Consider the following 12439-nt stretch of genomic DNA (forward strand, 5'->3'; position numbering starts at 1 on the left):
GGATTAATATCGCGTTCTCCCCAGCGTGCAACGCACTCGAAATTGATCCAAGCCCTACCGGGCCACATCTACCCCGGACGGCCCGATGCGCAAGTCCGGTATTTCACAGTCTTTGCGGCTTTTTATAGCAGACAACAACGCCTCTCCCCAGGGCTGGGGAGAGGCGCAAAGTTCCGATCGACCAAGCCCGCGGGCGCTAGAACCGGCCGCCGCCGCGCACCAGCCGCACCACCAGCAGCAGGATGACCGCGCCGATGGCGGAATAGATGACCTCCGAGATCAGCCCGGTGCCGATATGGATGCCGAGTTTGGGAAACAGGAAGCTCGCCACCAACGCGCCGGCGATGCCGACCACGATGTCGCCGATGATCCCGAACCCGGTTCCGCGCACCACCTTGCCGGCAAGCCAGCCGGCCACCAGGCCGACAAACAGGATGACGAGCAGGCCTTCATTGGAAATGTACATAAGTTATCCCTCTCCGTTAACGGCCGCATGGAACGGGAACCCGGATGAATGGGGTCTGAATGCTGTTCCCCGCTCCTGCGGAGGCCTCCGTGGGGACAAAAATGTCGAAAACAACCCCATGCACGGTAGAACGGCTCTTCGCCGAGTGCGCCCGGTGAAGGGTGACAACTCCGTGCTGGCGTAGGGGATTTTCGAGATCAGGAGCGCACCGGCCTACGACGCGAGCACCGGCTCCGCCAGCACGCACCTCGCCGCCCTGCCCGGCCCGACCTCCACATTCGGCGGTAGCTGCTCCAGGCAGCGGGGCTGCGCCACCGCACAGCGCGGGGCGAAGGAGCAGTTGCGCGGCCTCTCCGCCAGCGACGGCGGGGTGCCGGGGATGGTCTCTAGCCGCTGCCCCCGCTTGGCGCCATGGATGGTGGAGGCGAGCAGGCCCTTGGCATAGGGGTGCACCGGTGAGCGAACGATGTCGCGCAATGTCCCCTGCTCCACGATCTGGCCGGCATACATCACCGCGACGCGGTCGCAGATCTCGATGGCGACGCCGATGTCGTGGGTAACGAAGATGACGGACATGCCGAACTCGCGTTGCAGCTCGCGCAGCAGCAGCAGGATCTGGATCTGCACGGTGGCATCGAGCGCCGTGGTCGGCTCGTCCGCGAGCAGGATTTTGGGCCGGCAGGCGAGCGCCAGCGCGATCATCGCGCGCTGACGCATACCGCCGGACATCTCGTGCGGAAAGGCATCCAGCCTTCGTTTTGCCGACGGGATACGCACGACGTCGAGCATCTCCAGCGCCCGCGCGCGGCCCGCCGCATAAGACTTGCCTTCGTGGCGCACCACGCTCTCGGCGATCTGCGCGCCGATGGTGTAGACCGGATCGAGCGCGAGCGCGGGCTCCTGGAAGATCATCGACACCGTCTGGCCACGGAACGACGACAGCTCCTCGTCGTTCATGGCGAGCACGTCGCGCCCCATGACGTTGACCGTGCCGGATATCTGCGTGCGCTTCTTCGGCAATAGCCGCATCAGAGCACGCAAGGTCACGCTCTTGCCCGAACCGGACTCGCCGAGCAGGCCCAGCACCTCGCCGTCGCCGAGCGAGAGGCTGAGATCGTTCACGGCATAGACCGTGCGTTCGCCGGTAAAGCGGATATTGAGGCCTGAGATGTCGACGAGCTTTGTCATGACGGCAGCTTGGGTACCCGGTCGTGATAATCGGTGCCGCGCTGGAACGCGGCGCCGATGGTGAGGAGGGTCGCTTCATCGAAGGAGCGGCCGATCAGCTGCATGCCGATCGGCAGGCCGCTCTTGGTGAAGCCGGAGGGCACGGTCAGCGACGGCAGCCCGAGGAAATTGACCGGACGGGTGAACAACGTCAGCCGCTGCAGCAGCGCCGGCGCGTTCGGTCCGCCGCCGACGTCGCTTTCCTCGATCGTGGGTGCCGGTATCGGCGAGGCCGGGGCAATCACCGCATCGACCCCCGCAGTCGCTGCATTGTGCGCGGCGAGTGCCGGTCCGCGCCAACGCATCGCCTCCAGATAAGTGATCGCGGGAACGGCAAGACCGTTCTGAAGCCGCATCAGGACCTGCGAACCATAATCCTGCGGCCGCTCGATCATCCAGCGCTTGTGGAAGGCGGCCGCTTCCGCCGCGAGCACGAGCTGGCTCGCCGCGGACAATTGCCGCTGTTCCGGCAGCTCGACGGTGACGATGTCGGCGCCTTCGCGCTTGAGCACGGCGATGGTCTCGTCGAGCACGCGCGCGACTTCGCTGTCGAGATCGTCGACATAGAACGAGGCAGGCACACCGATCTTCAGGCCCTTCAGCGAGCCTTTGGTGGCCGCAACGTAATCCGACAGCGGCTCGTGGCTCGCCGTCGAGTCCTCGGGATCGGGCCCCGCTATCAATGCCAACAATAGCGCGCAGTCCTCCGCCGTGCGCGCGAGAGGGCCGACGGTGTCGAGCGATTGCGACAGCGGCATCGCGCCGGCGCGGCTGACGCGGCTCCAGGTAGTCTTCAAGCCGGTGACGCCGCAGAAATGCGCGGGCATGCGGATCGAGCCGCCGGTGTCCGAGCCGAGCGCCGCATAGGTCAAGCGCGCGGCGACCGACGAGCCGGAGCCGGAGGACGAGCCGCCGGTGATGTGCGCGACGTTCCAGGGATTGCGCACCGGGCCGTAGTGATGGTTGTGGCCGGTCGGGCCATAGGCGAATTCGGCGAGGTGCAGCGTGCCGAGCCGGACCTGGCCGGCATCCTTCAGCCGCTGCAAGGCGGTCGAGGTCACGGTCGGCACGAAATCGCGGCGGATCAGCGAGCCACAGGTCGCGACCTTGCCCGCATCGTAATACATGTCCTTGTGGGCGAGCGGCACGCCATGCAGCGGACCGCGCAGCTCGCCCCTGGCGAGCTCGGCGTCGGCGGCATCGGCCGCCTTCAGCGCGGCTTCCGATTCGATCGACATGAAGGCGTTGAGATGCGGCTGCCACTGCGCGATGCGATGCAGCAGCGCGCGCGTCACCTCATGCGAGGAGACCTGCTTCATCGCGATCGCGCGCGCGACCTCGGTGAGCGTCATCAAGGCGGGCTCGGTGCTCATTTCGACACCTTCGTGGTCTGCGCGAGCACGTAAGAAGCGGGCTCGAGGTCGAACGGCAGCGTGCCGGCGATGGCCGCAAAGCCTTCGAACGCCGGTCCGATGGAATTGGAGATGCGCGTTGCGATCTCATCATCGACGGGAACGCCGGCAACTTGCGCCGTCGCCTTGATCTCTTTGGTCGTTGGTCTCGTCATGCGGTTTCCTCTCGGGGCGCGCGGCTATGGCCTGAACCCGGAATCGCCATGTAGCACGCGGCCTCGTGGCCCATTCTATCGACGGCCGTCAGCTTTGGTGCAGCATTTGCGCAGAGCGGCTCCGCAAACGCGCAACGGGTGTGGAAGCGGCAACCCGAGGGCGGATCGATCGGATTGGGCGGATCACCGGTGATCGGCGGCTTTTCGGTGCGCCGATCCGGATCGGAGGAAGGCATCGCGGCCAGCAGCGCACGCGTATAGGGATGCGCAGGGCTGTCCCAGACCTGATCCACGGGGCCGAGTTCGACGACCTCGCCGAGATACATCACCAGCACGCGATCGCTGATGTAGCGGACGACGTTGAGGTCGTGACTGATGAAGAGATAGGTCAGGCCGAACTCGCGCTTGAGATCGGCCAAGAGATTGAGCACCTGCGCCTCGACCGATTTGTCGAGCGCCGAAACCGCCTCGTCGAGGATCACCAGCCGCGGCGACAATGCCAGCGCCCGCGCGATGTTGACGCGCTGGCGCTGGCCGCCGGAAATTTCGTGCGGATAGCGGTTGGCGAAGTTTGCAGGGACGAGGCCGACCTTGCCGAGCAGCTCGCGCGCCAGCGCACGTGCCGCACCATCGGCCATGCCATGCACCTTCGGGCCGAAAGCGATGGATTCCTCGATGGTGAGGCGCGGATTGAGCGAGGCGTAGGAATCCTGGAACACCATCTGCATGCCGCGGCGCAGCTCGCGCAACGACAAGGCCTGCCCGACGCTCATGCCGTCATAGATGATGTCGCCGGTATCGCGCGGCATCAGGTGCATCAGGAGCCGCGCGGTGGTCGACTTGCCGCAGCCGGACTCACCGACGATGCCGACCGTCTCGCCCTTGGCGACGGAGAAGGAGACATTGTCGACGGCGCGTACCGTGCGCTTCGCGGCGAACAGCCCGCCGCGCACGGGGAAATGCTTTGTCAGGCCGTTGACCTGAAGCAGCGGCTGCGCGACGCCGCCAAGGTCTTCGATCGGCTCCAGCATTGCGACCGAATTGTTGGTTTCGCTCATGGCTAGTTCCTGATGTCCATGGCGCTACGCAGGCCGTCCGAGAGAAGATTGAAGCAGATCGAGACTGCGAAGATCATGACGCCGGGCAATGCTGCGACCCAGGGATTGACGTAGATCGCGGTACGCAGCGTGTTCAGCATCAGGCCCCATTCAGGCTCCGGCGGTTTTGTACCGAGGCCGAGGAAGGACAAGCCTGCCGCCAAAATCATCGAGACCGAAATCAGGCTGGTGGCATAGACGAAGATCGAGCCCAGCACATTGCCGAGGATGTGCACGCGCATGATGGTGAAGGGCCCGGCACCGGAGGCGCGCGCGGCTTCGACGAAATCCATGTTGCGCACGCCAGTGGTGACGCTTTCGGCGACCCGGGTGATCTGCGGCACGAACACGACGGTCAGCGACACGATGGAGTTGAGGATGCCGGCGCCGAGCGCGCCGGAGATCGCGATCGCCAGCAGCACGGACGGAAAGGCGTAGAACACGTCGATCGTGCGCATGATCGCGGTGTTGAGCTTGCCGCCGACATAACCGGCAACGAGGCCGAGCGAGGTGCCGATGCAGAACGCGAGGATCACGGGCAGGATGCCGATGACCAGCGACAGCCGGCCGCCATAGATCAGCCGCGCCAGCATGTCGCGGCCGAGCTCGTCGGTGCCGAGCGGATAACCGACCGTACCGATGTGGCGCAGGCGGCGGATCATCGAGCCCTTGTAGGGATCTTCGAGACCAAGCCAGGGCGCGAGGATCGCGGAGAGGAAGATCAGCAGCAGCACCAGCGCGCAGACCATGCTGACCTTGTCGCGGGCGATACGGCGGCCGACAGTCGCCCAATAGCCGCGCGCCTTGGTCGCGGGCGCGGCCTGCAGCGCGGCATCGCTGGTGGCTGACAACGGAAGCTCGCTCATCGGCTAGCCCCGCTTGATGCGCGGGTCGATCGCGGCTTGCGCGATGTCGACCAGCAGATTGAGGAAGACGAAGAACAGCGCCAGCACCAAAATCGTGCCCTGCAACAGCGGCAGATCGCGCTGGAAGATCGCCGAATTGAGCAGGAAGCCTGAGCCCGGCCAGGAGAACACGGTCTCGATCAGGATCGAGCCGCCGAGCATGTAGCCGAGCTGCAAGCCCATCACCGCGAGCGCGGTCGGTGCGGCATTCTTGATGACGTGGCGAAACACGCCGGTCTCGTGCAGACCTTTTGCGCGCAGGGCCTCGACGAAATCCTGCGAAAGAATATCGCCGGTGAGCGCACGCACGGTGCGGGTGACGATGCCCATCGGGATCACCGAGGTCGTGATCGCCGGCAGCACGAGATATCGCAGGTGCTCCCAGTCCCAGGCCCAGGCTGCGGAGCCGCCGGGACCGGCGCCGACCGCGGGCAGCCAGTTCAGCTCGACCGAGAAGATGATGACGAGCACCATGCCGAGCCAGTAATGCGGCACCGAGACGCCGGCGATGGCAAAGGAGGTCGCGAGCTTATCGATCCAGGTCTCGCGGAAATAGCCGGCGATCAGACCGAGCAGGATGCCCATGGTGAAGCCGATGATCGCAGCCGCGATCGCCAGCGTGACGGTGTTGCTGACCGCGCGCATGACTTCGGCGAGCACGGGACGGCCCGTCGCGATGGAATTGCCGAGATCGCCATGCAGCGCGCGCAAGAGCCACAGGCCGAACTGAACCGGCAGAGGACGGTCAAAGCCGTAGGCCGTGCGAAGCTGCGCAGCAAGCTCCTGCGAGGCATCGGCCGGCAGCACCGCAACCAGCGGATCGCCCGGCGTGATGTGCACGAGCAGAAAGCACACCAGCGCGACGCTGATGACGATCGGGATGACATAGACGATGCGTCTGGCGATATAGGCGAGCACGTTTGGTTCTTTCTTCCTTCTCCCCTTGTGGGAGAAGGTGGCGCGCGACGAGCGCGCCGGATGAGGGGTTGTTTCCGCGGACGAAATCGTTTCGATTGAGAGGTCCGCATCCGCGGAGAGAACCCCTCACCCGGCTTCGCTTGCGCGAAGCCACCCTCTCCCACAGGGGGAGAGGGTGCACCGAGTGAGCCGTGAGAGTTACGGCACGATCGAGATCGGCGAGAAGTCGATGAACCAGCTCTTCGGCTGGATCACCCCCGTGACCTTCGGGCTCATCGCGCGCGGGCCGACGTCGTGGGCGACATAGAGGAAGGCTGCGTCGTCGACGGAGGCCGCGTGCAGTTCGGCGAGCGCAGCGTCGCGCGCGGCGGGGTCGAAGGTCTGCCGCGCCTTCTTCACCAGCTCGTCGAACTTGGGATTGTTGATGAAACCCCAATTGTTCGAGACCGGAGGCGCCATGCTCGATTGCAGGAAGCGCACCAGCGCGAAGAACGGATCCATTGCCGCATAGGTGACGTTGGTCGCATTCGAGCCGTTGGCGCTCGGATCCTTGGCGCCGCGGCGCCAGTTGGTGAACAGCGTGTTCCACTCGATGACATCGAGCTGCACGTCGAAATAGCATTCGGCGAGCGCCTGCTGGAGATATTCGTTCATCGGCAACGGCTGCATCTGGCCGGAGCCAGAGGCCGAGGTCTGGATCTTCACCGTCAGCTTCTTGTTCGGACCAAAGCCTGCCTCCTGCATCAGTTTCTGGGCAGCAGGCTTGTCATACTTGATCTCGAAGGTCGGCTTGCCGCGCCAGGGATGGCCGGGCTCGAAGGTGCCGGTCGCCGGCACCATCAGGCCGGCGAGCAAGCCGTCCTTGAGGCCTTCGCGATCGACGCAGAGGTTCGCCGCCTTGCGCACGCGGATGTCGTTCCAGGGCGAGCCCTCGACGCGGGAGAACTGCCACGGCCAGACATGCGGCTGCTCGTTGGCGTAGAGCTTGAAACCGCGTTGCTTGAGCTCGGGCAACGCATCCGGCGCCGGCGCCTCGACCCAATCGACCTGTCCGGACAGCAGCGCCGCGGTGCGCGCGTTGGCTTCCGGCATCGGCAGCAGCACCATTTTGTCGGCCTTGGGCACGCGCGCCTTGTCCCAATAATTCGCGTTCTTGACGAGCTCGAGCCGCTCGCGCGGGGTGAAGCTCGCCATCTTCCACGGACCGGTGCCCGCGGCATCCTTGGCGAACGCAGTCCAGGCGGCCTGCGACTTCGCCTTGGCGTCCGCGCCTTCCGCCTTGTCGTAGAAATGCTGCCACTTCGCCGGGCTCGCCATGAAGAGGTTGGTGAGGTTGATCGGCAGGAAGCTGTCGGGCTCCTTGGTGGTGAGCTCGACCGTCATGTCGTCGATCTTCTTGGCGGAGGCCAGCGTCGGCATGCGCGAGGCGGTGACGCCGACCTGGCTCGGATCGAATTGCGGCGCGTCCTGCTTCAAGACCTTCTCGACATTCCACACCACCGCATCGGCATTGAACGGCGAGCCGTCATGGAAGGTGACGCCGGGGCGCAGCTTGAAGATCCATTTGGTCTTGTCGGAATCGTCGACCTTCCACTCGGTGGCGAGGCCGGGGATGACCACGCTGGCCTTGTCGGCGGAGGAGAGATCCCAGCCGGTGAGCCCGTCATACATGGTGACGCCGGTGAAGCGGTTGCCTTCAAAACCCTGATCGGGCTGGCCCAGCGTGCGCGGAATATCGGCAGCCGTCATGCCAATGCGCAGCACGATTTCTGCGCTGGCCGCGCGCGGCCACGCGGCCGCAGTCGTCAGGGCCAGCGCCGCAATCAGCGCGGCGCGGGTGGTTGTCTTGATAAGCATTGCCTCAGTCCTTTTCCGGCTTTCGATGACTAATTTTGATGCAAACGTATGCAATGCGTATGCCAATGGGGAAACTTATTCTGCAAATTGCCCCTGCGACGACAAGTCCTTGTGATCAAGCGTGTGGATAGGCACCACGCTGCCTATTCTGGCATCAAGATTGCAAGTTCGGCCTCGAATTCTCCCTTGAATTTTCTCCTGGAGCTCTGGGCCATGCGTATCCGACTATCGACCTGTCTCGCCGTGCTTGCGCTGGCGGTTTCCGCAATCTCGGCGCGCGCCGAAACGGTGGTGCGCTACGGCATCTCGATGGCGGATATTCCGCTGACGACCGGCCAGCCCGATCGCGGCGCCGGTGCCTATCAGTTCACGGCCTACACCATCTACGATCCGCTGGTGGCCTGGGAGATGGACGTCGCCGACCGACCGGGCAAGCTGGTGCCCGGTCTCGCCACCGAATGGAAGGTCGACGACACCGACAAGACCAAATGGCGCTTCACCCTTCGTAAGGGCGTGAAGTTCCACGACGGCAGCGAGTTCAACGCCGATGCGGTGATCTGGAATCTCGACAAGGTGCTCAACGACAAGGCACCGCAATTCGACAAGCGGCAGAGCGCGCAGGTGAAGACGCGGCTTCCGTCTGTCGCCAGCTACGCCAAGATCGACGATTCCACGATCGAAATCACCACCAAAGCGGTCGATTCCTTCTTCCCCTATCAAATGCTGTGGTTCCTGGTCTCGAGCCCGGCGCAATACGACAAGCTCGGCAAGGATTGGGACAAGTTCGCTAGCCAGCCCTCCGGCACCGGCCCGTTCAAGCTGACCAAGCTGGTGCCGCGCGAGCTTGCTGAGCTGACCAAGAATCCGGACTATTGGAACACCAAACGGATTCCAAAAGTCGACAAGATCGTGCTGGTGCCGATGCCGGAAGCGCTGACACGCACCAACGCGCTGCTCGCGGGGCAAGTCGATTTGATCGAGACGCCGGCGCCGGACGCCGTGCCGCAGCTGAAAGCCGCCGGCATGAAGATCGTCGACAATGTCACGCCGCATGTCTGGAACTATCATCTGAGCGTGCTGCCGGGCTCGCCCTGGACCGACATCCGTCTGCGCAAGGCGCTCAACCTTGCGATCGACCGGGAGGCGGTGGTCGGGCTGATGAACGGGCTGGCAAAGCCTGCGAAGGGCCAGGTCGACCCATCGAGCCCATGGTTCGGCAAGCCGAGCTTTGAGCTGAAATACGATCTCGCCGCGGCCAAGAAGCTGGTCGAGGAGGCCGGCTACTCCAAGGCCAAGCCGCTGAAGGCAACTTTCATCATCGCGCAGGGCGGGACCGGCCAGATGCTGTCGCTGCCGATGAACGAATTCCTCCAGCAGAGCTTCAAGGAGATCGGCATCGACATCGATTTCAAGGTGGTCGAGCTCGAGACGCTCTATACGCATTGGCGCAAGGGCGCGGCCGATGAGATGAATGCCGGCATCACCGCCAACAACATCGCCTATGTCACCTCGGACCCGCTCTACGCCATCGTCCGCTTCTTCGCCTCCGACCAGATCGCGCCGGTCGGCGTCAACTGGGGCGGTTACAAGAACCCGAAGGTCGACGCGTTGATCAGCGAGGCCAAGCAGACCTTCGACACCGCCAAGCAGGACGATCTGATCGCGCAGGCGCATGCCCTGATCGTCGACGATGCCGTGCTGGTCTGGGTCGTCCACGACACCAACCCGCACGCGCTGTCGCCGAAGATCAAGCAGTTCGTCCAGGCGCAGCACTGGTTCCAGGATCTGACCACGATCGGGGTGGAGTGAGGGGGCTGCGGCGCCAAATTCGATGAATGCGGTCGTCGCGGCCTTCGCCGGGACGACCGCCGAGAGCCATTGCCCACAAACCCCTCAACAGACTCGTCATTGCTAGCGGAGCGAAGCAATCCAGAAATGCATCCGCGGAGACACTCTGGATTGCTTCGCTCCGCTCGCAATGACGGAGTGCGGGCGACGGCGGAGCCCACACACTTGCCCCCCTACTTCGTCAGCAACGCATACGCCCCGTTCCAGCCCTCCGGCGGCGGATCGATCTTGAAATCCTTGATGCGCGCCTCATAAAGCCCGAACAGCTTTTCCAGCGTGTCGGCGTCCTCGCTCCGGCGGCCGCGTTCGATGGCGTCGAGAGCGCCCTGCCAGTTGCGGCTGCGGTAGCAGCCGAGCATTTCGATGGTGATGTTGCGCAGGCGCTGGAAGGCGCCCGAATGCATCACGTCATCGCGGCCGGCGATGGCGTAGATCACTTCCGGCTCGCTCTTGCCTTTGACCATGATGAAGTCGAGTTCGAGGATCGCGAACTTGTCCTTGACGGCGAGCGCCGTCCTGGAGCCGACGATGATCGGGAAGCCGTATTCCTTGGTCTGGCCTTCCAGGCGGGACGCCAGGTTCACGCTGTCGCCGAGCACCGAATAGTTGAATTTCTGGTCGGACCCCATGTTGCCGACCACGCCGATGCCGGTGTTGAGGCCGATACCGACATTGAGCGGGATGAAGACGTGACCGCCGTCAGTGGCCTCCTGCTGGCGCTCCTTGTTGACCTCGTCGAGCTTCTCCAGCATGCCGACCGCCGCCTCGCAGGCGTTGACCTCATGCGCCTTGTCGTCGAGTGGCGCGTTCCAGAACGCCATGATGGCGTCGCCCATATATTTGTCGATCGTGCCTCTGTTCGCGCGGATGACGTTGGTGAGCGGCGTCAGGAAGCGGTTCATCAGCGTGATCAGGCCTTGCGGATCACGCTTGAAGCTTTCCGAGATCGAGGTGAAGCCGCGCACGTCGGAGAACATGATCGTCATCTCGCGTTCCTCACCGCCGAGCTTGAGCTTCTCCGGTGCCTGCGCCAGCTGCTCGACCAGCTCCGGCGACATGTATTGCGCGAACATGCCGCGGATCTGCACGCGCTGCCGCTGCTCACGCACGAAGCTGGCGAAAATGAAGGTCAGGTAGATCGCGGTCGTCGACAGCAGCGGATAGGTGAAGTCGATGAGATAGCGGTATTGCGCATAGAAGAACCAGGACACACCGACCAGGATGGCCGCGAAGGTCGCGCCCGCGAGCACCAGCCGCACCGGCCCGAGATTCGGCGTGAAGATGATGACGAGAATGCCGATGATCAGCGCGGCGAGCAGTTCGACGCCGAGCGCATAGTTCGGCTGGGAGATGACCGCGCCGCTCAGCACGCTTTCGAGCACCTGGGCGTGGATCTCGACGCCCGGCATGTTGGAAGACACCGGCGTGGTCTTGAGGTCGTTCAACCCGACCGCGGAGGTGCCGATCAAGATCAGCTTGCCGGCGATCTTGCTCGGCGGCGCGGTGTTGTCGAGCACGTCGACGGCGGAGACGTAGATCGAAGAATCCTGGCGGGCATAATGCACCCAGAGCTGGCCGTTCTTGTCGGTCGGGATCTCGACGCCCTTGAGGCGGACGGCCCGTACGCCGGTCTTGTCGGTCCGGACCAGCAGCGTCGGCGTGCCGGTCACGACGCGCAGGATCTCGAGGCTGAGCGAGGGCATGATGTGGCCCTGGGCGCGCATGATCATCGGCACGCGGCGGATCAGGCCGTCGCGCTCGGTCCTGATCGTGAACAGGCCGCGGCCGGCGGCGACGTTCTCGATGATGGGCACGTTGCGCAGCAGACCTGGGAATTCGAACAGGAAGTTTTCGGCATTCTCCTCGCCGACCGTCGCGACGCCGGTGAAGGGAAGCGTCTTGTCGATCTCGGAGCCGATCGCAGGCTGCCCGGTTTCGCCCAGCACCACGCGCGAGCGCTTGATGGCTTCCGAAAGGATCTGGTCGTTGCTCGGCAGCTCACGCAGCCTGGCGCGGGTGGCGTCGTCCAGATAGCGCATCTGGTTCGCGACCAGGTCCGGGTTGAGCCGGTCGGGCTCGGAGAACACCACGTCGAAGCCGATCACCACCGCGCCATTGTTGGTGAGATTGGCGATCAGGTCGGCGATACGCGTGCGCGACCACGGCCACTGGCCGAGCCTGGCCAGGCTCTTGTCGTCGATGTCGACGATGGTGACCGGCCGTACCGTCTTGTGGCGCGGGTCGATCAGCTGAAACATGTCGAAGGTGCGCAGCCGCAGCTCCTGGACCGGCGGCGGATCCCAGAGCCGGATGCCGGCAAATATGACCAGCAGCGCAAGGCACATCAGCCGCGCAAGACCGAACTTTCGCGCGAACCATCGGCGCAAGATTCTGAGACGTTTCATGTCAGTCGAACTTCCTGCCGCGCATCACGCTCTCGGACCGATCATGGAGCGTCGGCGCGCGATTGGCCATTCCGCAGGCCGCAGGATCATCGATTTTTTGCTGCGGTCAAGATGCTCGCGCGTAGCCGGCAGGCCCGCCGGTCACCAGG

General features: G+C 64.2%; 10 protein-coding genes. 1 reads left to right on the top strand and 9 read right to left on the bottom strand.

Features of this window, described 5'->3' with window-relative positions; all coding sequences use genetic code 11:
* Positions 1-196: 196 nt before the first annotated feature.
* The 8 genes from ACPPVR_RS39480 to ACPPVR_RS39515 all read right to left on the bottom strand — a co-directional run bounded on the left by ACPPVR_RS39480 (position 197) and on the right by ACPPVR_RS39515 (position 8037).
* Positions 197-466: a GlsB/YeaQ/YmgE family stress response membrane protein gene (locus ACPPVR_RS39480; protein WP_426611872.1), complete on the bottom strand. Its 270-nt coding sequence runs from the start codon at positions 464-466 to the stop codon at positions 197-199.
* Positions 467-679: 213 nt separating this feature from the next.
* The gene (locus ACPPVR_RS39485; RefSeq protein WP_426611873.1) at positions 680-1654 is read right to left on the bottom strand and encodes an ABC transporter ATP-binding protein; all 975 of its coding nucleotides are present in this window, start codon (positions 1652-1654) and stop codon (positions 680-682) included.
* Positions 1651-3066, bottom strand: a complete 1416-nt coding sequence (locus tag ACPPVR_RS39490) for an amidase (RefSeq protein WP_426611874.1) — start codon at positions 3064-3066, stop codon at positions 1651-1653. The genes ACPPVR_RS39485 and ACPPVR_RS39490 overlap by 4 nt, the downstream gene beginning before the upstream one ends.
* Positions 3063-3260, bottom strand: a complete 198-nt coding sequence (locus tag ACPPVR_RS39495; RefSeq protein ID WP_426611875.1) for a hypothetical protein — start codon at positions 3258-3260, stop codon at positions 3063-3065. Before ACPPVR_RS39495 ends, ACPPVR_RS39490 begins: the two co-directional genes overlap by 4 nt.
* Complete coding sequence (locus tag ACPPVR_RS39500) at positions 3257-4318, bottom strand: ABC transporter ATP-binding protein (RefSeq protein WP_426611876.1); 1062 nt, start codon at positions 4316-4318, stop codon at positions 3257-3259. The genes ACPPVR_RS39495 and ACPPVR_RS39500 overlap by 4 nt, the downstream gene beginning before the upstream one ends.
* A 2-nt stretch (positions 4319-4320) precedes the next feature.
* Positions 4321-5223 (bottom strand): ABC transporter permease, encoded by a 903-nt coding sequence (locus ACPPVR_RS39505; RefSeq protein WP_426611877.1) that lies wholly within the window; start codon positions 5221-5223, stop codon positions 4321-4323.
* Positions 5224-5226: 3 nt separating this feature from the next.
* Positions 5227-6180: an ABC transporter permease gene (locus ACPPVR_RS39510; protein WP_426611878.1), complete on the bottom strand. Its 954-nt coding sequence runs from the start codon at positions 6178-6180 to the stop codon at positions 5227-5229.
* A gap of 198 nt (positions 6181-6378) precedes the next feature.
* Positions 6379-8037, bottom strand: a complete 1659-nt coding sequence (locus tag ACPPVR_RS39515; RefSeq protein ID WP_426611879.1) for an ABC transporter substrate-binding protein — start codon at positions 8035-8037, stop codon at positions 6379-6381.
* A gap of 213 nt (positions 8038-8250) precedes the next feature.
* Between ACPPVR_RS39515 and ACPPVR_RS39520 the strand changes: the two genes are divergently transcribed.
* On the top strand, positions 8251-9846 hold the full coding sequence (locus tag ACPPVR_RS39520; protein ID WP_426611880.1) for an ABC transporter substrate-binding protein: 1596 nt from the start codon (positions 8251-8253) through the stop codon (positions 9844-9846).
* Between the two features lie 212 nt (positions 9847-10058).
* Here ACPPVR_RS39520 and ACPPVR_RS39525 read toward each other — a convergent pair whose 3' ends face one another.
* On the bottom strand, positions 10059-12290 hold the full coding sequence (locus ACPPVR_RS39525; protein ID WP_426611881.1) for a CHASE2 domain-containing protein: 2232 nt from the start codon (positions 12288-12290) through the stop codon (positions 10059-10061).
* Positions 12291-12439: the final 149 nt, after the last annotated feature.

It is taken from the genome of Bradyrhizobium sp. McL0616, from assembly GCF_049993385.1.
Taxonomy (GTDB): domain Bacteria; phylum Pseudomonadota; class Alphaproteobacteria; order Rhizobiales; family Xanthobacteraceae; genus Bradyrhizobium.